The sequence below is a fragment of the Armatimonadota bacterium genome (genome assembly GCA_017993055.1).
In the GTDB taxonomy this organism is placed as follows: Bacteria; Armatimonadota; UBA5829; order DTJY01; family DTJY01; genus JAGONM01.
This window is the reverse complement of record JAGONM010000043.1, coordinates 1-24,827: the sequence shown is the minus strand read 5'-3', so window position 1 is coordinate 24,827 and position 24,827 is coordinate 1. Positions and strand designations below refer to the sequence as shown.

General features: G+C 59.7%; 22 protein-coding genes, 1 tRNA gene and 1 pseudogene. 12 read left to right on the top strand and 12 right to left on the bottom strand.

Annotation, left to right across the window (positions count from 1 at the left end; genetic code table 11):
- The 4 genes from KBC96_13480 to KBC96_13465 all read right to left on the bottom strand — a co-directional run.
- Positions 1-383: flavodoxin family protein (locus tag KBC96_13480; GenBank protein ID MBP6965403.1), on the bottom strand; the 383-nt coding region annotated here is incomplete at its 3' end.
- Between the two features lie 65 nt (positions 384-448).
- Positions 449-1,396, bottom strand: coding sequence for a glucosamine-6-phosphate isomerase (locus KBC96_13475; GenBank protein ID MBP6965402.1), 948 nt, complete (start codon positions 1,394-1,396; stop codon positions 449-451).
- Between the two features lie 62 nt (positions 1,397-1,458).
- Complete coding sequence (locus tag KBC96_13470) at positions 1,459-3,534, bottom strand: FAD-dependent oxidoreductase (protein MBP6965401.1); 2,076 nt, start codon at positions 3,532-3,534, stop codon at positions 1,459-1,461.
- An 83-nt stretch (positions 3,535-3,617) separates the two neighbouring features.
- Positions 3,618-4,487, bottom strand: a complete 870-nt coding sequence (locus KBC96_13465; protein ID MBP6965400.1) for a glycosidase — start codon at positions 4,485-4,487, stop codon at positions 3,618-3,620.
- 232 nt (positions 4,488-4,719) lie between these two features.
- On the opposite strand from KBC96_13465, the gene KBC96_13460 reads away from it, so the two are divergent.
- Positions 4,720-5,412 carry a DUF1080 domain-containing protein gene (locus KBC96_13460; GenBank protein ID MBP6965399.1) on the top strand — a complete coding sequence of 231 codons (693 nt, stop codon included), beginning with the start codon at positions 4,720-4,722 and terminating at the stop codon, positions 5,410-5,412.
- A gap of 37 nt (positions 5,413-5,449) precedes the next feature.
- Here KBC96_13460 and KBC96_13455 read toward each other — a convergent pair whose 3' ends face one another.
- The gene (locus KBC96_13455; protein ID MBP6965398.1) at positions 5,450-5,863 is read right to left on the bottom strand and encodes a secondary thiamine-phosphate synthase enzyme YjbQ; all 414 of its coding nucleotides are present in this window, start codon (positions 5,861-5,863) and stop codon (positions 5,450-5,452) included.
- Positions 5,864-6,010: 147 nt separating this feature from the next.
- Here KBC96_13455 and KBC96_13450 point away from each other — a divergent pair, with 147 nt between their 5' ends.
- Positions 6,011-7,234, top strand: a complete 1,224-nt coding sequence (locus tag KBC96_13450) for an MFS transporter (GenBank protein ID MBP6965397.1) — start codon at positions 6,011-6,013, stop codon at positions 7,232-7,234.
- A gap of 76 nt (positions 7,235-7,310) precedes the next feature.
- Here KBC96_13450 and KBC96_13445 read toward each other — a convergent pair whose 3' ends face one another.
- The 4 genes from KBC96_13445 to KBC96_13430 form a co-directional block, all read right to left on the bottom strand.
- Positions 7,311-8,303 (bottom strand): 50S ribosome-binding GTPase, encoded by a 993-nt coding sequence (locus KBC96_13445; GenBank protein ID MBP6965396.1) that lies wholly within the window; start codon positions 8,301-8,303, stop codon positions 7,311-7,313.
- A gap of 37 nt (positions 8,304-8,340) precedes the next feature.
- Positions 8,341-9,411: a hypothetical protein gene (locus KBC96_13440; protein ID MBP6965395.1), complete on the bottom strand. Its 1,071-nt coding sequence runs from the start codon at positions 9,409-9,411 to the stop codon at positions 8,341-8,343.
- A gap of 14 nt (positions 9,412-9,425) precedes the next feature.
- Positions 9,426-10,475: a 4-hydroxy-tetrahydrodipicolinate synthase gene (locus KBC96_13435; GenBank protein ID MBP6965394.1), complete on the bottom strand. Its 1,050-nt coding sequence runs from the start codon at positions 10,473-10,475 to the stop codon at positions 9,426-9,428.
- Positions 10,476-10,617: 142 nt separating this feature from the next.
- Positions 10,618-11,757, bottom strand: a complete 1,140-nt coding sequence (locus KBC96_13430) for a polymer-forming cytoskeletal protein (protein MBP6965393.1) — start codon at positions 11,755-11,757, stop codon at positions 10,618-10,620.
- Positions 11,758-11,989: 232 nt separating this feature from the next.
- On the opposite strand from KBC96_13430, the gene KBC96_13425 reads away from it, so the two are divergent.
- Together KBC96_13425 and KBC96_13420 are read left to right on the top strand one after the other, a co-directional pair.
- Positions 11,990-12,154, top strand: a complete 165-nt coding sequence (locus KBC96_13425) for a rubredoxin (protein MBP6965392.1) — start codon at positions 11,990-11,992, stop codon at positions 12,152-12,154.
- Positions 12,144-13,313, top strand: a complete 1,170-nt coding sequence (locus KBC96_13420; GenBank protein MBP6965391.1) for an FprA family A-type flavoprotein — start codon at positions 12,144-12,146, stop codon at positions 13,311-13,313. Before KBC96_13425 ends, KBC96_13420 begins: the two co-directional genes overlap by 11 nt.
- 55 nt (positions 13,314-13,368) lie before the next feature.
- Here KBC96_13420 and KBC96_13415 read toward each other — a convergent pair whose 3' ends face one another.
- Positions 13,369-14,301, bottom strand: coding sequence for a glycosidase (locus KBC96_13415; protein MBP6965390.1), 933 nt, complete (start codon positions 14,299-14,301; stop codon positions 13,369-13,371).
- A gap of 359 nt (positions 14,302-14,660) precedes the next feature.
- Here KBC96_13415 and KBC96_13410 point away from each other — a divergent pair.
- Positions 14,661-14,735 (top strand) — tRNA-Glu (locus tag KBC96_13410).
- Here KBC96_13410 and KBC96_13405 read toward each other — a convergent pair.
- Together KBC96_13405 and KBC96_13400 are read right to left on the bottom strand one after the other, a co-directional pair.
- Positions 14,695-15,414, bottom strand: a complete 720-nt coding sequence (locus tag KBC96_13405) for a recombinase zinc beta ribbon domain-containing protein (protein ID MBP6965389.1) — start codon at positions 15,412-15,414, stop codon at positions 14,695-14,697. The genes KBC96_13410 and KBC96_13405 overlap by 41 nt on opposite strands.
- Positions 15,412-15,963: pseudogene (locus KBC96_13400) on the bottom strand (recombinase family protein). The gene KBC96_13405 and the pseudogene KBC96_13400 overlap by 3 nt, the downstream one beginning before the upstream one ends.
- Positions 15,964-16,587: 624 nt before the next feature.
- Between KBC96_13400 and KBC96_13395 the strand changes: the two are divergent.
- The 7 genes from KBC96_13395 to KBC96_13365 all read left to right on the top strand — a co-directional run.
- Positions 16,588-16,878, top strand: coding sequence for a hypothetical protein (locus tag KBC96_13395; GenBank protein MBP6965388.1), 291 nt, complete (start codon positions 16,588-16,590; stop codon positions 16,876-16,878).
- A gap of 361 nt (positions 16,879-17,239) precedes the next feature.
- Complete coding sequence (locus KBC96_13390) at positions 17,240-17,590, top strand: transposase (protein MBP6965387.1); 351 nt, start codon at positions 17,240-17,242, stop codon at positions 17,588-17,590.
- A gap of 17 nt (positions 17,591-17,607) precedes the next feature.
- On the top strand, positions 17,608-18,636 hold the full coding sequence (locus tag KBC96_13385) for a DDE-type integrase/transposase/recombinase (GenBank protein MBP6965386.1): 1,029 nt from the start codon (positions 17,608-17,610) through the stop codon (positions 18,634-18,636).
- Between the two features lie 472 nt (positions 18,637-19,108).
- A protein-coding gene (locus tag KBC96_13380; GenBank protein MBP6965385.1) for an IS3 family transposase occupies positions 19,109-20,256 on the top strand; the annotation gives its coding sequence in 2 pieces (ribosomal slippage) (positions 19,109-19,358 and positions 19,358-20,256; 1,149 coding nt in all).
- A 554-nt stretch (positions 20,257-20,810) separates the two neighbouring features.
- Entirely contained in the window at positions 20,811-22,802 is a 1,992-nt protein-coding gene (locus KBC96_13375; protein MBP6965384.1) for a hypothetical protein, read from the top strand.
- Between the two features lie 14 nt (positions 22,803-22,816).
- A complete protein-coding gene (locus KBC96_13370) occupies positions 22,817-24,223 on the top strand; it encodes an HD-GYP domain-containing protein (protein ID MBP6965383.1) in 1,407 nt (468 codons plus the stop codon).
- A gap of 204 nt (positions 24,224-24,427) precedes the next feature.
- On the top strand, positions 24,428-24,827 hold a 400-nt coding region (locus KBC96_13365; GenBank protein MBP6965382.1), incomplete at its 3' end, for a hypothetical protein.

Below are 24,827 nucleotides of genomic sequence, written 5' to 3'. Positions count from 1 at the left end.
CCCTCCTCCTCACAGGCCGTGACGATGATCGCGCCCTTGCCCTGTATCAGCGGGCGCCCCTGCGGGCGGTTGAACGGAACCAGGCGGTCTATAAACGCCTTCATGAGTGCAGTCGGCGCGTACCAGTATACCGGCGTCGCGAACAGGAGCACGTCCGAAGAAGCGATGGTGTCGTAGAGGATCGTCATATCGTCGTCGAACGCGCAGGGGCGCTCTTTCGTCCAGCATTGCTCGCATCCGACGCAACCTCGGATGTTCAGGCTTCGCAGCGCGACGACCTCCGTCTCGAAGCCGGCCTCTTTCGCGCCCTCCAGGATCTTGAGGGCGAGCGTATCGGTGTTGCCATTTGCCCTCGGACTGCCGAGGAACGCGGTGAGTTTCATCGCCATCTCCGTTCTCACGGGTTCGATGGGACTCTTCTGCCCTGTAGCGCCTACGAGAGCGAATGCTAGTTACACTCTGCCACCAGCGGGCCGGCGAGTTCCTTCAGGAAGAAGAGCCTTCCGTTGAGCGTGGGCATGAACGTGCTCGGAATCCAGGGAGTCGGCTCGTGACGGAGCGTCATCCAGAGGGACATCCCCTGCCACATCATCCCGCGGCCGAGCGTGCCGTCCGCGCCGCCGATGATCTCGTCCGCCATCAGGAAGAGCCCTGGGCCGATGGTGTTCGCGCGAGCGGGCACGAGCGTCGTGCGGCTCTTGAAGCTCGTGATCGCATTCTGCTCGATCGTGAGCGGATGGAGCAGCGCGCCGAGCCGGAAGTCCTGCTTCTTCCACTCATCCAGGGAGAACTCAGCGGCGAAATGCGGCTCCCAGAAGGCGATGTGGCAGACGCGCCCGATACCGAAGACGACCACGAGCTTCGCGCCCTGCCCCTTGAGCGCGCGAATCTTCTCGCCGTAAGTCGGAAGCTTGGTCTTCACCGCGAAATGCCTCTGCTCCTTCGGGACGGTCAGTTCGCCGAGTGGGCCGTAGAAAGCATCCTCCATCGCGTACTGGAACGATTCGGAACTGCTCGGGTCAACGGTGTTGCCCTCGCCGTCGCTCCACTCGTCCATGTTGAAGCCGTGGACGTGTTCGCACTTGACGCCCCACTCCTTCAGGAAGTAGACCGCCCAGCGGTACATTCCCATCGGACCGACGGGAAGGATGAAGGCGATCTGCTGCCCGGCATCGCGCGACTCGCGGATGGCCGATGCGATTGCCTCGCCCATCATCACGTCGAAGTCGGCGAGCGACTCACAGGGGATCGGACGGAATCCGGGGTTCCACCACGGCTGGCGGTCGGTGATCCATTCCGGCGGGAGGTTGCAGAGCCGGTCTATCTTCTCGAGATCCCATCCCTGAGGGAAGAAGCCTTCGAGAAGTGAGCCCTTGATGGTACTGATGAGGTCTATAGACACGTTGGATGCTCCTTTCTCTCAGAAACTCGCGAGTCGCGCTCCTAAGCTCCATATTATTATCGAATCGGGCCGGGAGTTGCGGACCGGTACTTCGCGTAGAGCGCCTCACAGAACTCCACCCGGCTGACAATCGGGTTCTTGTCGGCCGACTCCATCTGGGCGGGCAGCGATTCCTTGGCACTCACGCGCTCGGTCCACTCGTCGCCGATCGCCCCGTCTATCCACGGCTCGATCCTGGCAAGCCAGAAGTTCATCTCGCTCCGGGTCAACGGTGCCTCGGGATCGCCCGCCTCGGGGATCAGATACATGCTCTGAAGCTGGTTGAGGCTCGCCTGCCCGGCGCCTCCACCGTTATGTTTCATGAAAGGCCCCCACCCGGTCATAAAAACACCCAGCTTGATCGCCGACATCAGCCAGGAAGCGGCGTGCCCGCGAGTAAGCGGCTCGTTGGGAAGCGCATCGTAGGAGGTGAAGAAACCGCGGGTGCCCCAGAACTGCAGCGCCTTGAGCTGCTCGTCGGTCGTCACCGCCTTCGCCAGCTTCATCTCGTTAAATGTCGTGATGACCGCACCGTCGTTCAGGAGGATCGTCTGGACTCGGTTGATCGGGACATCTCTGGGTTCGACGAAAAGCTGGCGGGCGACGTGCGCCGCGGTCCCGGCTGCCTGGCCGAGAGCCATCCAGACCGGCTCCATCCGCAGAGTGCCGAACCCAATGTGCGTGGCCGATGCCGCTCCAGGCACGAGAAGTCCGTTGATCTGCTGGGGAATCATGACGCCGTAGGGTATCTGGTAGGGCTGAGTCATACCGCCCATGTAGTAGAAGCCTTCCATGACGTCGTGACCCTCTTCACGCTTGCGGGTTGCATGCGAGTCCATGGCATATCCCCCGCAGGCGATGCTATCCCAATGGATCGGGGTACGCTCGATTCCCGGCCCCAGCATGGCGTCTCGGGCGGTGAAGTTGTAGTTGCCGAGGATCTTCCTCGCCTCGCGAACATAGAGCTGCCTCGGAAAGTGATCGTCCGTGTCGGGATACTCGTCTCTTGCGAATCCGTACTGGGCGCACTCGGCTCTGAGAGCTTCCGGCATCTCGGCATCGTTCTGAAGGAACCAAAGCAGTCCGAGGGTGTAATCCTTGTGGCGCTGGATGATCCGTTCGCGCTCCTGGTAACTCGCTTCGGGATAGGTATAGTTCTCCTCGGGAAGATCCGTAGAGATCAGCGACCTGGGCATGTTGTTCGTGTCCGACTTGCCGTTCGCAATGAACACGATGTTCAGCACGTCCTGCACGGTCCTGATGCGGCCCTCCTTGATCGAGCGCAAAATGGTGACGTACTCGTCCCGATCGTAAGCGGCGGGCTTATTCGGCATGACGCGGTTCTCGGGATTGGCGGTGAGCGTCAGTCTGAAGTTGTAGGCCTGCACTCGCTTGTCCGGGCGTCCGGTGGAGCCGGGAAGAATCATGCGGCTGTAGTGATCCATGTAGAGCACGCCGGCGAACGGCTCGCCGAACTCCTCGCGTGATTCCCGGCCTACTCTGTACGCCGCGCCTGACATCGCCGCGACATCGCCCTCGTATGTGGCGTCAACGAACACAGCCGCGCGGATCTCCACCCGGCTGTTTCTTCTCGTATCCTTGAAGTACACCGCGTCCAGCTTTCCGCGCTGGACGAGGACGCTCTCCGGCCGGTAATGATACTTGAGCGAGATGCTCTTTTCGGCCTTGACCATGCGGTTGAATATCAGTTCCGCCACATGAGGTTCGAAGTAGTATCCATCGCTAGACTGGCGGACCTGTTCCGAATCGGGGCCGTACTTCTCCAGGTAGTGGGAGTAGCTCTCGTCCACGAACTCTTTGAAGATGCCCTTGATGGTGTGCCTCGGGCCGATGTCGGTTACCCCTAGACCGTTCGTCATCATGCCGCCCATGAAATCCCCTGCGTCGGCCAGTATAACCCGTTCGCCATGACGGGCGGCGGCTACAGCTGCCGAGATGCCGCACGGAGTGGCCCCGACGACCAGCACGTCGGTTCTCACTTTCTCGTAAAGTGCGGAATCATCTGCGGCGGTCACCCCGAACACCGGCAACGCCAGAGCCAACGCCAGGGCGCCGGATAGAGCGATCATCATCTTGGTACCTCCACAACTTCGCGGTTCGAGACGCAGATAGGGTAGCAGGTGGCCGACCCTGAGTCAACAGCGTTTCGACGGCCTCAGACTCGGTTCTCCTGGAGAAGAGCTATTAGATCCGAGAGGCGAGCTGTCGCAAGGCACGTCGAGCTGTCCGCAGCGCCGTAGTATACCCTTAGTTCATCACCCACCAGCGCATGACCACACGAGAATACGACATTCGCGACGGCTCCCGACGTTTCGTAGGGCTCATGCGGGCCGAGCACCCAGTACGGCAGGCGAGCGATCAATCTCCGCGGGTCCTCAAGGTCAAGGAGCGCCGCTCCCATGCGGTATGTCGGACCTCCGGCGAACTCCTTTACCCCATGATATAGCACGAGCCAACCCTCCGCGGTCTCTATAGGAACTCCGTTCGCACCAACCTTGGCCCCGTCCCACATCGGCCCGCCCCGTTCCATGAGGATGCACCAGGGCCGACCCCAGTGCAGAAGATCCGTGGACTCCGTGAGCCAGATATGTTCCTGAGTACCTGCAACGGGACGGTGGAGCATCCAATAGGAATCCCCGACCTTTCGCGGAAAGACCGCGGCATCCTTGTTGTTAGGCGCCAGGACCAGACCGTTTCTCTCAACCGACTTGAAGTCGTGCGTAGTCGCAAGCGCAACTCCGGCGCCGAACCTCGAGTAAGCGGTGTACGCAATGATCCACATCCCGAAATCCTCGATGCGGGTCACACGCGGGTCTTCGCAGCCAAACTCCTCGTACGGCCCCGCATCATGGGCAGGCGACAGAAGCGCTTCCTCTTCGATACGCCAGTCGGACACGCCATCGGCGCTGCGGGCTACGGCAAGATGCGATACGCCCTCCATATCCTCAACCCTCAGCAGGAGCAGGGTCTCCCCGTCAATGAGAACGGCCCCCGGGTTGAATACGGCCTGGCACGGGCAGGGCATGTCCTGATAAGTGAGAATCGGATTGAGCCTGCATCTGGTAAACACTTCGGTTCGTGGCGTCACGATGGAACCTCCTCGTCCGGATAGTCTTTCGGCATTCTGTCCTTACCCACCTGGATGCATGACGAATCCTCGACGGCTCCTCACAAGGAGAAACGGATACCGGTGGCGAAAATCCCTTCGGATTGATACGTGTGTGCGGCACGTCAACTAAGCATCACGGGAGGATATCATGAAGAAGAGAATGGTCGCACTGATTTCCCTTGGGGTTCTGCTCTCCCTTGGCGGTTTCTGCGCGATGACTAACACGCTCACAACCGCAGAGAAGACCGCCGGGTGGAGGCTGCTTTTCGACGGCAAGACGCTCGACGGCTGGCAGATCACCGGCAGCGCCGACGGTTGGAGGGTCGACAACGGTGAGATTCTCAACCTTGCCAAGGGTGGCGGCTATCTCGCTACCACAGAGCAGTTCGGCGACTTTATCCTGTCGCTCGACGTAAAGTACGAGAAGGGGGCGAACAGCGGCATCTTTTTCCGCTGGGCGGACTTGGGCGATCCCGTGCAGACCGGCATCGAGATGCAAGTACTCGATTCGAACGGCGTCAAGACTCCCGGGAAGCACGACTTCGGCGCGATATACGACTGCCTGGCGCCAAGAAAGAACACATGCAGGCCTGCGGGAGAGTGGAACACGGTTGTGCTCACCTGCCGGAAGAACCGAGTCTGGGTTGATGTGAACAATGCCCGGGTGCTCTGGATGGACCTGGACAAGTGGGATACAGCGGGAAAGAACCCTGACGGCTCCGGGAACAAATTCCGCACTGCGTACAAGAACATGCCTCGCTCCGGATACATCGGCGTCCAGGACCACGGGGCGAAGGTCTGGCTGCGCAACGTGAAAATCAGGCCGCTGAACTGCCCATAGAATGGCTTCGCCGGTGGGCGGACCGACCGCCCACCGGTTACTCCCCAATCACCTTGACGACGATGCGTTTGCGCCGCTGGCCGTCAAACTCCGCGTAGAAGACCGTCTGCCAGGGCCCGAAGTCGAGCCGTCCGTCCGTAATCGGAATGATGACCTGATGATGAGTCAGAAGGTTCTTGAGGTGCGCATCTCCGTTGTCCTCGCCGGTGCGGTGATGGCGATAGTCCGGGCCGAAAGGGGCAAGCTTCTCCAGGAAGTCCATCGCGTCCTGGAGAATTCCTGACTCGTTATCGTTCACCCAGACTCCTGCCGTAATGTGCATCGCGGAGACAAGCATCATTCCCTCTTGGATGCCGCTCTCCCGTAATATGCGCTCGCATTCGCGCGTGATATTCACGAACTCACGCTTCTTCGATGTGTTCATCCAGAGGTATTCGGTGTGTGATTTCATGATGTACTACCCCCCGAGTGATTGTATGCATCGGTTGGTGGGATGTCAAACTCGCGCGACGGAGGAGAGGCGAGCAAGCGCGTGGAAGAATGCAAATAGTGATTTCGAACGAACGGGGCGATGCCCCGGATGTCTATGGAGGGTAATATGGGTTTCGGCTTACGTTTCCGCCTTAGTGCAATGATGTTCCTGCAGTACGCGATCTGGGGAGCATGGGCGCCGGTTCTATGGCCGTACCTGACCAACAATCTCGGAATGACAAACCCACAGGCGGCCGTAATCTTCAGCCTGCTTCCGCTCGCGAACATACTCGCACCGTTCACTGGCGGGCAGATAGCTGACCGACTGATGCCGACTCAGATATTCCTGGGGATCGTGCAGATCATCGGCGGCATCTTCCTGGTCCTCGCGTCAAAGGCGACCGGATTCGGCAACATGCTCCTTCTCCTTGCGGTCTTCTCGCTCGTTTACGCCCCTACCCTCGCGCTCACCAACTCGCTTGCGTTCCATCACATGAAGGACGAGAAGGACTTCGGCGTGATCAGGGTGTTCGGCACTATCGGATGGATCGTTGCGGGCTGGACTCTCACTTACTGGCGCACACGAGGCTGGATGCCCGGCACGGTGGACTGCCTGATGCTAGCCGGGATCTTCAGCATAGTCATGGGCGTTTTTGCCTTCTTCCTGCCGCACACGCCTCCCTCAAAGGACAAAGCCGCCGATCCGCTGGCATTCAGGGAGGCGTTCGTTCTGCTGAAGAACCCGAACTTCTTCGTGTTCATGGCAATAGCATTCGTCGTAACAACTGAACTGCAGTTCTACTACGGGCCGACCGGAGGATTCCTCGAGTCCGCGCTCAAGATTGACAACGCGAAAATACCGGCGGTGATGTCCGTCGCGCAGATCGCCGAGATACTGGCGATGGCACTCTTCCTGCCGCTGGCCCTGAAGAGACTCGGTGTGCGGAAGACGCTCGCCATCGGAGTCATCGCCTGGCCGCTTCGGTACATCGTTTTCGCCTGGGCGCCTTACGGAGAACTGGGGATTGCCCAGAAGGCGGTCATCTCCTCGCTCACTCTGCACGGAATCGGCTATGCGTTCTTCTTTGTCGCAAGCCAGGTGTTCGTGGATATGGTGGCCCCCAAGGACATCCGGGCGTCGGCGCAGAGCATGCTCAGCTTCTTCACCCTCGGCATTGGTACTGTGTTGGGGACTTACTTTACCGGCTGGATCATGAACGTTTTCAAGCCCGAGTCCAACGTGATGAGTTGGACGAAGGTCTTTCTCGTTCCGTGCGCATTGACCGTGGTTTGCGCCATTGCGTTCCTGCTTCTGTTCAGGGATCCAGAGAAGCAGACTGCCAGAGGGTAGTACCGACTGCGGCAGATATGAAAACGGGCGTCCACTTCCGGATGGCGGACGCCCGTTTGGTATTGCAGGGACAAGATCACGCGTGGAACTCGATCACATCCTTGTCATCCAGTATATGGTCGCGGCTTACCATCTGTCCCTCGAACTTCCCATGCCCCCATATGCGGGCGAACCGTAGATTCTGCGCGACCTCCTTGTGCACCATCGTCGCCAGATCAATGACAGTCGCGCCTCTCGGGACGACATATGGAGCATCCATGTCCGCCGGTTTCCCGGGGATCTTGGTGTAGACTCGCACTACATCGAGCATGGCAAAGATATCCTGCTTCAGTTGTTCCAGACCATCGCCGGACTCGGAAGAAACCGGCAGGATCGGGAATCGGTCCTCGAAGAACTCACGCACTATCTCAAGGTTCTCTCCACTGTCCGGCAGGTCCATCTTATTTGCAGCGACGATGGCCTCTTTGCAGACGATCAACCCAAGCTCATCCTCGGGCCCGGGACGGTCATGGCCGTATAGACTGACGCGGAACTTTTCGAGCACCGAAAGCAGCTCTTCGGTCTGACCGAGCACACCGCCGTCGGACATATCGAGTACCAGGAGTGCCGCATCGCCGTTTCGCACGATGGCGGCCATCCAAGGTTCGGTAAACTCCGCGGTTATCGGCGGCATGTCTACGATCTGGAACTTGATATCCTCGTAAGGCATCATGCCGGGGAGGGGTTTCTGGGTGGTGAAAGGGTAGTCACCAACGTCCGGTTGGGCGTTTGTGAGTCGGGAGAGGAGCTTGGACTTTCCGGAGTTGGGGGGACCCACGAGCACGACCTGACCGCCGCCCTCCTTCTCGACGTTGTACTCCTGGCCCCGCTTGCTTCCGCCCTTCTTCTCGTCCTGCTGCCGGAGCTTGGATATCCTGCGCTTGATGTCCGCGCGCATGTGCTCCGTGCCCTTGTGCTTCGGGATGATCGCCATCATCTCGTCAAGAGCGGCGAGCTTCTCATCGGTCGTCTCTGCCTGGCGGTAGCGTTCTTCCGCTGCCTTGTATTGAGGGGTCAGGTTCGCTGGCATGATGATTTGCTCTCCGGGGTAAGACATCGCATGTCGGTCATCTCATTGCACGGGCGGTCCACACTTCCGCCTTCTTCAGAAGTTCGCGCGCTTCCTCCGGCGATGAGCATCCGGTCCCGATAAGCAGTCCCTTCGGTGAAACGACTTCTAGCAGGCTTTCGATGTCGTTGACGTGAACCCCGATGTCGAGCAGCTTCCCCGCAGCCTGAATGCGCTTGATCAGTTCCGGCCATTCCTTCGCGGGAGGCGCGCCTGCGCCGGGCACCCATTGTATGCCGTGAAGCTCCGGAATCTCCAGCAGCATGTCCAGGTGTTGTAGCGCTCCGGGGCCGTCGAGGTGATAGATCGAGTGATCGAGCCAGCGCGCCATCCGGTCCACCTCCGGCAGGACGAAGTCATGGTACATCGAGGGCGATATCATGCAGGAGAAGTCACTCTGGAGCGTGTACGTTTTGCCCGGCGACCAGATCTGCAGCCAGCACGCGGAACCCGTCATGCGTGTCTGCACGATAGAGTGCAGTTCATCGTAGAGGCGGAACCAGAGGTCAGTGATCTGATCTCGCACCCTGTAGATCGTGTCGGGGATCTCCAGCAGGTCCACGCAAAGGTCTTCCGGACCGCGCATGTATGACATCACGTCGGTCGCATCGCCGAGGTCGGTGTGGCTGACGAAGTATTTCCCCTGCCCCGCTTCGACAAGTGCGCGAGTGATCTTCTTCGTAAGCTGCCACCAGCGGTTCTCAGGATCGAATCGGATGTCGTTCCACTCGGACGGCTCGCGGATTATGCGGGTCTGCCAAGCCGTCCGTTCGTCGTGGTGGAGTGGACAGCCGAGATATGCGCCCATCACCGACGGCCCGAGGTTTACGAACGCGCAGGGAATGCTCTCGCCGCCGAAGTAGGTGGACTCCATGTGCGCCTGCATATTCTCGACAAGGAAGTCCACATCCGTCCAGCGGCCGATGATATCCGCCGGTGGAGTAACGCGCTTTCGCTCACTCTTGGGTGCGGTCACCTTGATCGCGACGCGATCAATGATCTCGCCATTCCACCACGCCATCAGCCGGTCGCGGGCTGACGGCCAGTCCTCCTTGTAGCGAAGTTCCACGTGGCCCACCGCTCCTACGGATACGTAAGCCCTGCCCACACCTTGTCGGATCTGATGCGCGACTCGACGTCCACCCCGTAGAAATCGCCTATCGGCGCCAGTATCTCCGGGTTCCTCGACCAGACCTCCTCTGCGGCCTTCCGCACGACCTCCACACCAGATTCGGTCATCCGTCCCAGCGGTTGGCGTCCCGGACCCGAAGGCATTCCCAGAGCACGCATGAGCACCTTCACTGCTAGGGGGTTGCGGAACCGATCCGTCACGCGAACCGAAGACCCATCGGGCATCGCACGGTCGCTTTCCGCCTTGACCGTCACAACGCCGCACAGGGGCGACAGCGCATCTCTCATCTTCTGCGCGGCGTCCAGGTCCGAGGAGAGGATGCTCCGGCACATACTCTCCACGGCTGCCGGAGCGATATTCGAAACCACGGAGATCACCCCGGCTGCCATAATCGTCCGTTGGGTCATTATCGCGTATGTAATGTCGTCATCGCCCGACATGATCTGGAACTCAGGCCCAACGAGCGCACGAGTCCGAGCCATTCGGTCCAGATTCCCCGTGGCCTCCTTGACGGCGTGAATGTTGGCAAACTGGTCTGCCAGGATTGCGAGGTCCTCGACAAGGAGCTCAGTCCCCGAACGCCCCGGTATCACATAGGGAACGAAGGAGACATCAGGGAACATCTCAGCCAGGACTCCGTAGTATTCGGTACGGAGTTCCAGAGATGATGGGCCGTTGTAGTAACAGTCTACCAACAGCGCAGCCCGGGCGCCGTTCTCTACAGCGTGCTCCGTGCTCTCGACTGCCTCCTGTGTGGAGTTGCTTCCCGTCCCCGCGATGACGCCACATTTTCCGCTGGCGCACGCGAGTGTGCGCTCGATAATCTCATTGTGCTCGTCCCAGCTGAGAGTCGGGGACTCCCCGGTCGTCCCAGTGGGAAGAAGCCCTGTGATCCCCTGCTCTATCTGGAACTTGAGATTCTGCTCGAGGCCGTCCCAGTCAACTCCGCCGTCCGCGGTCATCGGGGTTATCAGCGCAGTCCATGCACCTTCAAAGTTCATCTTTACCTCAAATAGCTATGCTTAGTTGTATTTGAGGCTGCGGAGGACGAACCCCCGCAGCCCTGTTGCCGTGCTTCCCCTCCGGTCTTGCGCCGGATGTGGAATATTCTACCATCATGGGCGTACTATCGCAACTACCGCTTCAGATTCTGCCCTCCGACCGCATCTCCCGCATGAACCTGACGCGCTCCCTGAGGAGGGCGCCGAGGCCGACCAGAAGTCCGAGGAAGGCCGCAAAGTCGCCGATGTACGGCAGACTCGTCACGATCCAGAAGATCAGCAGGCCGACAAACAGCAACCTGTACGGCGACCCTACAGGCTTCCCGGAACGCCCGAGTACCCATTGGCCGATCGCGAGGGCGGTGACTACCCGGCTGATGTAGAGCATGATCAGGTACATAGCAAACATTATGAGCGCCAGTGGAAAGCCGATCACCGTCAGTATCATGCTCCCGATCACCACCGGGATCACTATTAGCGCCCCCAATCCCACAACCAGGGACATCCAGAGGCTTCGAGAAACCGCCTCTCCTGATGAAACCATAGTCCGCGGTGCCACCGCAATCAGAAGCGCCCCGACTAGGTAGAGGGCGAAGAATCCTATCACCCGCAACACCCAGCGGAACGGCCCGACAAAATCCTTCCCGGAGGATGGCTTCTCCTCGACGGTCTTCCCCATGATCTGCGCCCCCGGGTCTATCTTCACCGGCTGCGAACTAGTATAGAACAAGTTGCCCTTTATGACCGCCTGAGGACCCACGCTGACTCGACTCGCGGTGACGCGTACGTCCCCGCCGACGGCACCGTTGATCCTAGCCTTGTCCGCTGCGATCCTGAGGTTTCGCCCGACCGAGCCGTCAATGCCGACATCGGCCCCGGCGACGAAGAGATCGCGGCCTATTTCACCGGCTCCGGCGAGAAGGACTCTTGCGCCCGTGATCACCCCGTTGCCGGCTGCCTTGGCTGAAACGGTTACATCGCTTCCCGCCGCACGGATGTTGTTCGCAACTTGCCCGCCTATCTCCGCGGTGCTGGCTGCGAGGTTCAGGCTGCCGGTGATCGTAGCTGTCTCGGTGACCCGGAGCTCGCTCACGAAGGCGCTGACGTCGCCGGAAACCGTGCCTCCGAGGACGAGTGACTGCCCGAACGCGTAGAGCTCATCCTCAAGTACAGTCCCCTCAGCGATCAACATCTTGTCCTGCCCCGTGATCTCCGCCGCGCGGAGTGTGGAAGCGCACGTAATGAGCAGTGAGAACACAATCACGCGGGCCCAAGATCTCATATCACATACCTCCATGCAGGGGATATCCGCTCTCACGAGCAGTCACCGTCAATCCACACACTCCGGAAATGCCGAGCAACTGTCCAGATGGATTGTACCATATCGCATTACCACGGACAATGGAGAATCGAATGGCAGCAGACGTGCCGCAGATTTTGCTTGACGCGACCGGCTTTCGTCCATAGAATAGGCTTGCCGGAAGGCCGGCACAACACTCACAGGAGGGTTAACGATGAAACGGTACATCTGCGACGTATGTCAGTACATCTACGATCCCGAGATGGGGGATCCGAGCAACGGCGTCCCGCCGGGGACAGCGTGGGAGGACGTCCCCGAGGATTGGGTCTGTCCCGAGTGCGGCGTTGGGAAGGAGATGTTCTCCGAACTTGAAGATTAGAGAAGGCATAGACTGGATCGGCACGCTCAATCCCTCGCTCCGGCGTTTCGATGTCATCATGCGGACCGAGTACGGCACTACGTACAACGCCTACCTCATTCGCGACGACAGGATCGCCGTCGTTGACGCGAATTCCGGGAAACTCACGGATCTGTTCTTGAGCAAGTTGCGGTCGGAAGTCGATCCCGCGAAGGTGGATTACATCATCGTCCAGCACACTGAACCCGATCACACGGGTTCTCTCGGCGCTCTGATCGATCTATGTCCGAGGGCCGAGGTGATCTCCACAAAGATCGCGGCGAGATGGCTGCGAGAGATGCTCAATCGGGATTTCAGCTCGCGTGCCGTTGAGGACGGCGAGGAAATCAGCCTGGGCAGCAAGACGCTGAGATTCGTGACGGTTCCGTTCTGGCACTGGCCGGACACCATGTTCACTTATCTGCCCGAAGAGCGGATGCTCTTCCCCTGCGACGGTTTTGCTGCCCACTACTGCGATGAGCGAATGTATGATGATCTCGTGGATCGCGACCTCTACGAATCCGAGCGGAGGCGCTACTACGATGTGATAATGCGGCCGTTCGCCGACAAGATTCACGAGGGTGTGCAGAAGGTCACAGGTCTCGATATCGAACTCATCTGCCCGAGCCACGGGCCTATCGTGAGGCAGGATGCCAGAAAGATACTTGACCTCTATGAGGAATGGGCGTCATCGCAAAGGATACCCGAACAGCGGGTGACGATACTCTACGCATCAGCATACGGGAACACACGGCGCATGGCAGAGTGCATCGCAGAAGGAGCGTCGCTGCGCGCTGAGGTATCGCTCTTCGACGCAGCAACTGCAGACCCGGAAGAGGTTCGGAATGCCGTCGAGGCTTCCAAGGGAGTGATTGCTGGATCGTGCACCATCAACGGAGATGCGCTCGAGCCGGTTTGGAGCCTGCTCGGTCTGTTCGCGCTGGTCAACAGGAAGGGCAAGGCAGGGGCCGCCTTCGGGTCGTACGGCTGGAGCGGAGAGGCCGTTGGGATGATCGAGGAGCGAATGCGAAGCCTGCGGCTGAAGGTGGTCGAGTCGGGGCTCCGATTCTGCTTCGTGCCCACTGAGAACGACCTTGCGAAATGCCGGGCGTTCGGCGAGGAGTTCGCCGGCGGTCTGTGACACTGAGGACACGGGGAAAGGGATCGGAGAGGCCCCTTTCCCCGCAGTTCAGGCTCTACTGGATTCTCTCCAGTTGCACATTCCCGACATCCTCGATATCCATTGTGGCGACGCCTATCACCTTGTCCGCGCCGCCGTAGTAGACGTAGTACTGGCCGTCCATCTCGACAGCCCCGCATGTAAACACGACGTTCGGCACCAGTCCGTGCAGCTCCCAGTTCTCCACGGGAGAGAGGATCGGGTCTACGGAACGCCCGATGACCCTCGATGGATCGTCGAGATCGAGCATGAGCACGCCCAGCCGGTAGTTGCGGCTGTGGTCCACACCGTGATAGAAGTTGAGCCAGCCCTGTTCGGTCTTGATCGGCGGCGCGCCGGCTCCGATGCGGTTGCAGTCCCATCCGCTCGGTTGCACGCGCATAATGATCTTGTGGTCATGCCAGTGGATCAGATCCTCGGAGTAGGCAATCCAGATGTCGGGGAAGGTTCGATGCAGCATCACGTACTTCCCGTTGATCTTCTCAGGAAATATGACGACGTCTTTGTTGTCCATGTCCGGCAGGATGCATCCGTGCTTCTTATACGTGATGAAGTCCCTGGTCGAGAGCAGTCCCACCCGACAGCGCCAAGGAATGTTCGTGACGGCCCCTCCGGGCTCCGCGGCACAGCACGGGTAGACTGATGCACCGGTGTATGTGATGTAGTACGTCCCCTCGATCTCGGTGATCCGCGGGTCCTCAACTCCCAATCGCTCGAGTTCGTCTCCAAGCGATTCGTAAATCGGCAGCGAATCTCGCCTCGCGATGTCCAGGCCGTTCACGCTGACCGCGTGCCCGAACCTGGAAATGCCGTCGTCGCCTATGGCACGATACAGGATGTGAATCTCGCCGTTGAGGCGCGCGGCGGCGCAGTTGAAGACCGCCTGGTTCTCCCACCAGTTATCGGTTGGGACTAGCACAGGGTTTCGATCGTAACGTCTTAACTCCATCAGTACCTCTACGAGAAAGAATAGCACTAAGTTGCCGGTTGGCTGCGCCCCGTCAGAGAGCGCCGATCCTGCCAGGAGGCATCGCGCAGGAAGCCAACTGGAGCTTCGCGCATGGTAGCACACCGAGCTCGACACGTCAAGGACATATATGCCATATTTTCGTCACGCCTTCCGCCGCATTGCGAAAGGCGCTAAGTCTACAACGTCCATTATCGGCGCGCGAACGGCAAATCTGCTGGGTAAGATGACGAACAATTGTGCTCTGCGTTCCCCAGCAACTCAGTATTGAACTTCCGGATGCCATCTGGTATAATGACACGGTCATTCGCATCAGTCGTGGGGCTTCGCAGGAATCTCGTGGCGCCATGGTCTAACGGTTAGGACACGGCTCTTTCAAGGCCGCGGCGGGGGTTCGACTCCCCCTGGCGCTACCAATATATTCGACTCAATAGCTACTGGATCTAGAAGCCTGCACTCCAATAGTCCTTCTTTGCCGTCCGCCACTATCTCTATCACGAACTGGCGCACGATTCGGCCTCGAGCCCCATCGTCGTCCGATTCTGCGGCTTCCCGTATGGTAGCAGCAAGGTTTCGAATCTCGGAGACGTCCACGGGATCGGGCTTCGCAGGGATACGCACGGCTCTCAGTTCTTCCAGTACGGCCTCGACTTCCTGTATCCGGGCTTTCAGTTCATCCGAGAGTCCGATCTCCGCTGCGACATCATAGTAGCCTTTCAGTTGCTTCTCGAGGTCCTTCACTTTGTGCCTCGCCTCGTCTGCAGCCTGCATTAGGGCCCGCCATTCCTGTTCGATGCCGGCGTTGATCTCGTCGACGATGCGAGGCAGGGTCTGCTCGGCGGAACTCATGCGTTCGATCAGCAGGTCGAGAAGAGACTGCTCTAGGTTCTCGCGCTCGAGTTTCCACATGGGGGCTGAGCAGCCGGCATGTCTTCGGTACACGTGTGACCCGCATGCATAGCTGTCGACGCCGTGCTTGTTCGTGCTGGTGTAGTTCTCGCCACAGTGCCCGCATTTGATCAGACCCGCGCTCAGAGTCCAACGGCTCGGCTGACCCTTGTGCGACCGCTTCACCCTTGGCTGGTGCTTTGTCATGGCGTAGATCGCATCTCCCTGCTCAACGGTTATGATCGCCGGATGCGCGTTCTCGACCACGATCCATTCCGAGGGATCGCGTTCTAGTATGCGGTGCCGATCCGAGTAATCGCGTTTGTTCCAAAAGCCGTATCCAGCATACTGGTAGAGCCGGGTGGCTTCCGTGAGGATTCCCTGGATCGTGCTTGGCGACCAGAGAGTGCGACCGGCAGGCGTAGGAACTCCCGCTTCGGTGAGCCGACCGGCCATCGCGTCGTATCCGAGACCTTCCTTCAGTCTCCAGTCCACGAGCATTATCCTCGCCCATTCCCAGATCTGCACTCCGCCAAACTCATGGTCGTCGAGCAGCCATATCAGTTTGCCGGCCTGCTCGTGCTGGCCGCCCCTTCGTGTCGGCACGTGGAACGGCTTATAGCCGAAAAGTGTCCAGCCGCCGTTCTTGTAGGCATGGCCGGTCTCAGGGTCGCGCTCGGAGAAGTTGAGTTTCATGCAGGGGATGACCTTGTTTCGTATCCTGAGGGACTGCACATGTGCTATTGTCCAAGTCATGCTCGAAAGGAGCACACCGCTCTCGGTGTCGGGGTCGAAGTAGCCCTCGGAAACGCTTTCTATCCTCACCCCATACTTCAGCAACTCTTCTTCCAGGGCGCTTGCCCCGCGCTGCCGGGAGAATCGGTCGTAGTTCGAGACGACGAGCACGGTCGTCTCCGGATCCGCCTTTGCGTCTTCCACCATGCGATGGAACTCGGTGCGAAGGTCATCGTCGCGGAAGGCGGATTTCGCCAGATCCTCGTACCATTCCTTGATCTGGTAGCCCTTGGAGGTCGTGTGGGCGATGATCTGCCGCTTCTGCACCTCGGGGCTCAGGTTCTTCTCCGCCGATCGGTCGTGAGAAACGCGGATGTATACTCTGGCCTTCTCCTCTGCGATGATGCTTCCAGATGGAGGCTTCCTCGATTTCAGGATTTCAGATAATGACATTTTCTATGACGGCCTCCTTCCGGGGAGTGATCTCACATCGCACCTGCAAGGTCACAGATCTGGTTATACATAAGTTCTCTCAAAAAAATCCGACTGGCCGACCGAGTTTTCGATCAGTTCTTGTATAAGGGAACTGCGGACACTTTCTCGGCTGTCCATCCGGGACGGAATCCTTGTCCGCGGAGTCTAGAAATGCACAATCGAATACGCACACAACTGACGTGGGAGCCTCGAGCCGATGTCCCGGCGTCCCTGGAATCGTTCATGCTGGCGGCCGCGGAGACGCTTCGCCTCGAGGTGTTTCGCGCGAGACGAGCCTTGTGCGAAGCGAATCAGCGGGCGGACAGCGTTCTTTCAAAACGGGATGATTCCGCCGACAGGCACGTCAAACTGGCTCGGAAGCACAAGCTCGAAGAGGAGCTCCGAACGCTGGAAGCGGAGCTGTCTGAGCGACCCCAGCCATCCGGATTTGGCACCTTCTGACGATTTCTGGGTGACAATGGCCGATCAGTCCGCACTTGCTACCCGAATATTTTGGTATCACAATGGGATTATAATGCGAATTCCAATAAATCATAAAACATTATCCCCGACGCGGATCTATTTTCGGAGGATGCTTGGGAAGCCCCCCCCGCCGGCCCGACACGTTCGGAGAGCGGAGCTTTGGTTTACGTCTCCGGATCCGGCGGCTGGTAGTCCTTGAAGAGACTGTCGAGTTTGCGCTTGTCCAGCTTCAGCGTAAATTGGACAGATTCGGCTCCGGATGAAGTGTACAAACGTTTGTTCTGTCGGCTGTTCTTTCCCATCTGATCACCCGAAAGGGAAGAAGGGGAGGAACGAGACAATGAACGAGACGAAGACAGAGAATGGTACGGCCAGGAAGCTGATCAAGACGGCGCGCCGGGCCACGAGGCGCGTATTCACGGCGGAGGACAAGATCCGGATCGTGATGGAGGGCATCCGGGGCGACGACCCGGTGACGGTAGTCTGCCGGCGCGAAGGAATCCATGCCAACATCTACTACAAGTGGCTGAAGGACTTCATGGAAGCCGGGAAGTCGCGCCTGAAGGGCGAGGACCTACGAGGGGCCACGAAAGCTGAGGTAGATGCCCTGAAGGACGAGAACTCGAAGCTGAGGCAGGTAGTAGCCGACCTGTCCGTCGAGAACCTGACGCTTAAAAAAAGTCTCTTCTGAAGCCTCCGAGGGAACGCATGAAGTACGAGAGGCTGTCGGAAGAGGAGAAGTCTTCGATCATCGAGGAGGTCGGCAGGAGCCGGCTCTCGATCAGCGAATCGCTCCGGTGCCTCGGGATCCCGCGCTCGACCTACTACAGCTGGCTCAAGCGCAGGGACGGGGAGCCGAAGCCGAGGACGCCGGTGAACAGGCTTACGGGGCCCGAGGTAGAGCGAGTCGTCGAGTACGCGAACGAACTGCCGGACCTGCCCGCGAGAGAGCTGGCCTGGCATATCACCGACAGGGCCGGCTTCATATCCGAGTCGAGCGTGTACAGGATACTGAAGTCGAGAGGCCTGCTCCCGGACGCTCCCGAGCTTCCGATGCCGGCGGCTGACGAGTTCCACACGAAGACGGGCAGGCCGAACGAGATGTGGGCGACGGACTTCACGTACGTGAAGGTGATCGGCTGGGGCTGGTACTACATCGGCGGGATACTCGACGACTTCAGCCGCTACCTGATCTGCTACGAGGTGAAGCGCGACATGACTGGTAACACGGCGAGCGATCTCGTGATGCGCGCGATCGAGATAACGGGGCTTGCCGGCGTACCGGTGGAGTATCGGTCCACCAAGCTGCTCTCGGACAACGGCAGCGGCTACATCTCGGAGACTTTCAACCGGTTTCTGGTCTCCCAGGGCATCGGTCACATCTATGCGAGGCGGAATCACCCTCAGACGAACGGGAAGTTCGAGCGGATGAACAAGACCGCGAAGGAGCGGATCTGCCTCGTGCAGTTCTACTCGCCGGGGGAACTGGAGGCGGCGGTTGAGGAGTTCGTGCACTGGTACAACCATGTGCACTACCATGAGCGGATCGGCACCATGCACCCGGTGGACGTCTACATGGGCCTGGGAGATGAGATCAGGGCGAGGCGTGCGGCGGTGAAGGCCGAGACCCTGGCGGAACGGCGGCTGGCGAACCGGATGCAGGCGGCCCGCGTGCATCCGGACACGTTGCCGCAGACAGGAATCACGCCGCACATCCTCACTGACATGAAAGACTGAGACTACCTGAGTCGCCTTCGCCAGGACAGCACTTGAGCCGGTGTGCGCTCCTGCTGAAAGCGCGACACCGTGATCAAGTGCGGATGGCGGCGCACGATGGAATCAGGGGCTGCGATCACCGGAACCAGGGTCGGTGCCGCACGAGGCAGACCTCGGGTTTGACAGAGCAACAGATCGCCGTATAATGTTTGCAGGGAAAGGCGGACTGACGGGACAATGTGTATGCTTCTCAGAGGTGCAGATTGTCCAACTTACGCTGAACCGCTACACTCGCTCGGATACCGTCCGCCGGCGCCCGAGGCGGTGCTCACAAGGCCGCTGGAGACGCCTCTGCTATCGCGGGAACACATGCTTGGTTCCACTTGATATGTGGTACATACTTTGGGGGCAGGTCAACCTTGGTCTGAACCCCGGAATCTGATCCACTCGCCATGTTAGGATTTTAGAGCTATAATGCCTCGAGGAGGATCAGATGAAGAGGAACAGATACACGGAGCCGCAGATCGTGTTTGCGCTCCAGCAGGCGGAGTCCGGGACGCCGGCCGCCGAGATATGCCGGAAGATGGGAGTGTCGGAGAACACCTTCTACAGGTGGAAGAGGCAGTACGCCGGTCTGAGCGTCTCTGAGATCCGGCGTCTGCGCCAGCTTGAGGAAGAGAATGGCCGTCTGAAGCAGGTGGTGGCTGACCTTACGCTGGACAAGGCGATGCTGCAGGAGGTGCTGCGAAAAAAGTTCTAGCGCCTGCCCGCGGCAGGGAGATGGTCCGGTATTTGATGGTCTGCTATGGGGTGAGCGAGCGGAGGGCGTGCAGGGCGCTCGGATTCAGCAGGTCCACGCAGAGATACCGGAGCATTGCGGACAGGCGCGAGGAACTGAGGATACGGCTGAGGGATCTGGCGGCAGCACGTCCCAGCTACGGATACCGCAGGCTGTGGCTGCTGCTTCGGCGGGAGGGCTGGACGGTAAATCACAAGCTGGTTGCACGACTCTACCGCGAAGAAGGCCTGGCGCTGAGGAAGAGGAAGCCGAAGCGCAGAGTAAGCGCCGCCAGGCGGGAAGGCGTCCCGACACCGGGGGAGACAAACGAGAGTTGGAGCATGGACTTCATGGCCGATGCTCTGTATTCCGGCCGGCAGATCCGGGTGCTTACGATAGTGGATAACTTCAGTCGCGAGAGCCTCGCGATCCGGGTGGGATTCAGCCTGAAGGGAGACGACGTCGTCGAGGTCCTGAACGGCTTGCTCAGGGAGAGAGGACGACCGAGAAGCATTCGGGTGGACAACGGGACGGAGTTCACCTCGGTAGTGATGGACCAGTGGGCATACTGGAACAACGTGGAGTTGGACTTCACCCGCCCAGGCAAGCCCACGGACAACGCGTTCATCGAGTCTTTCAACTCAAGATTCCGCCAGGAGTGCCTGAACGAGCACTGGTTCATGTCACTGGTGGACGCGCAGGAGAAGGCCGAGTCATGGAGGCAAGACTACAACGCGAACAGGCCGCACAGCTCTCTCGGGAACATGACCCCGGAGGAGTTCGCCCGCAGCCGGCGAAGGATAGAAACAGAGGAGGCCGACGGCTCTGTTGAGACCCATCAACTGCTAGTCGCTGCAGGCTGAAAACTAATGTTAAGGGTGGTACAGAAACGGGGGCAAGTCCACACATGCTTGGTTCCACTTGATATGTGGTACATACTTTGGGGGCAGGTCACTGCCGAGCGGTGCGGGACGTCAACATGAGACGGAGGGCGCTCCGAAGCGAAGTCCACGCATCTCCGGCGTTCTTGGGACTGAGAGGATCAGTCGCAAGTAGAGCCCTCATCGCCACATCCATCGAAACACTGCAATACGCATACGAGCGCGGTATTCGCACATCCGGACCATCGGGTCCGCAGCAGTGTGAGAGAGATGCCCAACCGGCAAGGTCAAGTTGGGAGTGGCTCGCTTACCCACCGCCTGCCATCCGGTATCAACCTGAAGTGCATCTCTCTGGGTCGAATGGCTCCGGGTCGGGCTGGCGCTACCATTTCCCCTCACAATGTGACCCTACGTCGCGCTCGCCGTATTCATGCTACGGGCAATGCCTTTGCCCCAAGCAAACGTACCGAGAATTCGCCTGGAATGTGGAATACTAAGAACGCACCCGAAGCAGGATAGCCCAAGGAGTTCTCAGTATGTCCGAACGTGAGCGGGAGCCGCAGGCAAGGCAGGAGATCCGCAAGGCGGAATTGCCCACCGAACTCAAGAACATCCTCAAGTCACTTAGCGTTACGCGGTCCCAATGCAGTCTCTACGGGCCGGACCATCCCAGCACCAGGGAGATGGCTCAGGACGTCGCGCGCGCGCTAGCCGAGTTTCTGGACGAGTTCGGGCCAGCGACTCTGGTGTTCTCCAAGGACGCCGTCATCGTGAACGACCGCTATTACGCCCCTACATCGGAGAGCCAGAGCGTCTTCAATAGGCTCTATGCAAGGGCGACTATGGCCGTCACGTTCACCGGCCCCCCGCCGGTCGGCCAGCTGACTGAGTTCCTGGCCTTCCTGAATGCCGACCCATCCGAGATTCGGGAGCACAGCGGACCCAGCGCATATCTGAGAGAGCGAGGCGTTACGAAGATCGCAGTGACTCAGGCAGTGTACGCCGGTGAAGACGAATCCCAAGGCGAACACGACGACGGAGGGGTCCTAGCTGTACCCTCGCTAGACCGCGCAGTTGCTGGCGCGATAAACTGGCTGTCCAGACACGATGACGACGTTGACTTGCCGAGGGTCCCGATCTCGGAGATTCTCGCAAACCCCGACATGGCCGCGCGCCTGATTCGCGAAGCTGTCAGCAAACTGCACGCATCGGGCCGCACCGAACCCTCGGCTGAGCTGGCGACCAAGGTCATCAGAGAAATGAAAGACCTTTCGGTGGACGACACGGCGGGATGGGATAGCGCGGCGCCGAGAATACGTGAGGCGATCCTCAAGCTTCCGAAACATCTGCGACCCGGCGTCCTCGGATTCGACGCCGACAAGGAGAGCAGTCTGTGTGCCTCCCCTCGTACGACCGTTGACAGCGCCGAGTTCGATGCAAGACTCCGCAGGCTGCTGCCCGATTCAGAAGTAACGGGAGGCGCGCAGTGCCTGCCGACAATCGAGGATCTGGAAAGCCTTTTCAACGCCCAGTGCACCGGCCTCCTGCCCAACTGGCAGGCCGAACTCCAGCCGGATAGACTAGCGCAGGCTTCGGGGCGCAGCTACCTGATGCTCATGACATGGGAGGGGAACGCCGCCGAACACAGCCGAATAGCCCACAGGCTGGCCGATCTGGTGCGGATTGAGATAGAAATCGGGAGCCTCGATACGGCCGTCGGTCTTGCAGGCGGCCTTGCGGCGGAAGCCTGCCGTGTAGACGCGCTGCCGGGCAGGTGCACAAACGCGGTCAACGCGTTGCAGAGCCTCGGAGTCCCTACCCTGAGGACTCTTCTGGAACACTCGATTGTCTCTGAAGATTCGCGGTCCCACACGACCGCGGCGCAGATGGTAGAGTGCGTGCCGGAACTGGCACTGAACGCGATTGAGATGCTGAGCGGCAGCACGAGCGCGCTGTTTGCGGACTCGCTCAAGATCGGGGTGTGCAAGGCGGAGAAGAGCGCGGCGCCCAGTCTTCGGCGGCTGATCGAAAGCGCATCGCCTCTGGCAAGAGAGTTTGCGCTCGACGTGCTGGTGGAGTCTCATGCGGATTGGGCCTTCCGCGAACTGCAAGAGAGTCTTGATCAGGCACCACCCGAGTTAGTCGCGGCGGCACTGACCAAACTGCGCAATCACATGTCCGCCGCGGCAGTTCGTATCTGCGTCAGGCAGTTGAGGCACAGACGATGCGACGTCAGATGCGCGGCGCTGGGTGCGCTGGGGGCCGCTCATGACGAGGCAGCGTTCCCTCCCCTGGTGGCGTGTGCGATCAGGCCCGGATTCCTGGGAAGGCGGGAGCGCGAGCAGTTGGCTGCGATCAGGGCACTTGGCGCGTTAGGAATCCCGGAAGCGGTGGTCGTGCTGGAACGCGTGGCCGCGAGTCGCAGTGTGCTCTTCCCGTCTCGTGCTCGGCGAATCCGCGAGGCAGCGCTTGCGGCGATCTGCGACATTAGAGACAAGTCAGGCGTCGCACAGGAGAAAGCCGCATGAGGAGTTCAGAGAACATGGAAAACGAGACAAGCGTCCCGGCAAATGAACCGTTTGCGGCGCGGATGCGTTCCCAGGTATCGGAGTCGGTTGCCAAGACCTCAGCTTGCGTTCGTAACGTCGCGCTGTACGGTCGCTTTCATCCAGTAGTTCAGGAACTCACGGAGTCGTCCAGCCAAGCGCTGCAGGCGATTCTCGACGTGAACCCGAGATTGGTGATAATGGTCTCAGATTCCGACCTTATACTGGACAGCTTCCCTCTTACTGATAACACCGATGCGATACGTTCATTCGCCAGACTCCTGTGGAACGCGGGCATCGGAGAGTTGAGCTTCCTGTGCGGCATAACCGGGGAGGAGATCCTGGGGCTCGCCGAGATTCTCAGCCTGAGCGCTCAGGAGATCGGGCTCCGCGGGGGAATCGAACGGGAATTGGATCAGAGGGGGATAACTCACATCTCCATCGGAGGATGCGTGTTGCCCAGCGAGTTCAGGGAGGGCACCGACCCGGCCCAGATATACGACGAGGCCCTCATGCTTATCGAGGAAGCAATGGTCGCCGTACAGTCCGGGCTCAGCATCAGAATCCCGGAGATCAGAGCGGTCGTCTCGGACTCCCTGCAGAGTCTTATGGCGGACGAGAGTTCGCTGCTGGCCCTCACGAACATAAGAAGCTACGATCGCTATCTGTCCGAGCACAGCGTAAACGTCAGCATTCTCTCGATGGTGCTCGCGCGAGACCTGGGAATTGACACTGCGGGCGCGCTGGAACTCGGTGTCTCGGCGATGCTCCACGACGTGGGCAAGGTCTTCATATCAAAGGATGTGGTGGCAAAGCCGGGCAAACTCACGGAGCAGGAATGGGAACAGATGCGCCGGCATCCGGCGGAGGGGGCGAGAGCGCTTGCGGCAATGCAGAACATGCCCCCGCTCGCGCCCACCGTTGCGCTCGAGCATCATATCTACTGCGACGGAGCGGGCTATCCCGCGCTCACAACCGGCCAGACACCGCACCTCTGGAGCCGCCTGGTCGCCATAGTGGACACCTACGATGCATTGACAACTGACAGGCCGTACCGTGAGAGATGGTCGGCTGAAGAGGCAATAGCATGGATGCTCTATGAGACCGCCAATCGGTACGACAGGCAACTGCTCGCGAGGTTCGCCTCGCGTGCCCGCCTCTTCCCGATCGGCTCCATTGTGAAGCTCACATCCGGCGAGACGGCGATCATAGTCGGAGGAACGCGCATGCTGCCCCATCGCCCACGGATGAGGATACTGGAAGAGCGCGACGGTGCGCTCGTGCCCACTGAGATTGTTGACCTCTCCCAAGATGCCGATTCACATCGCTCGCCTATCGCCCTCGCACAGCCGGTAGAAGTATTGCTTCGCTACACCGACAGGTTGCTGGTTCACAGCACCTGACGTCGCGACGGCCGCCAATGATTGTCCAACATGTGAACCCGTTCTCCCGCTCATGGGCTACTCTCAGCTTGACAGAGTGGCGAAAAAAGCCTACAATAGATGACAGAAGAGGTAACGAAGTGGGGCATCTCGGAGGCGGCCTCGGATGACTCGCATACCCAGTCGTTAGCCTCGCAGCAAAGAGAAGAAGGGCAGTAAACGTAGATGAGAAAGAGCAACATAGTTTTTCGCCTCACCATGCCGATCCTCGCAGTACTTCTCGCCACCACTTGCGCGGTAGCCGCGCGTGCGGGCGAGTACAGGGCCTTCTGGGTTGACGCCTGGGGTGACGGGGTGCTGAACCAGACCCAGGTGAACACTCTTCTTGGGCAGGTAGGCAACGCGAGCAGCCTCGGGCAGATACGTGAAGCCAACTGCAACACGGTGATCGTGCAGGTTCGCCGGAACTGCGACGCGAACTACCCGTCCTCGATGGGCGAGCCGTACATGAGCGGGCTGACCCCGGCAAACTTCAACTCCCTGCAGGCGGTCATCAACGCAGCGCATGACACCACGGGCGGGAAGAAGCGGATCGAGGTGCACGCGTGGATCGTGACCTTCCGGA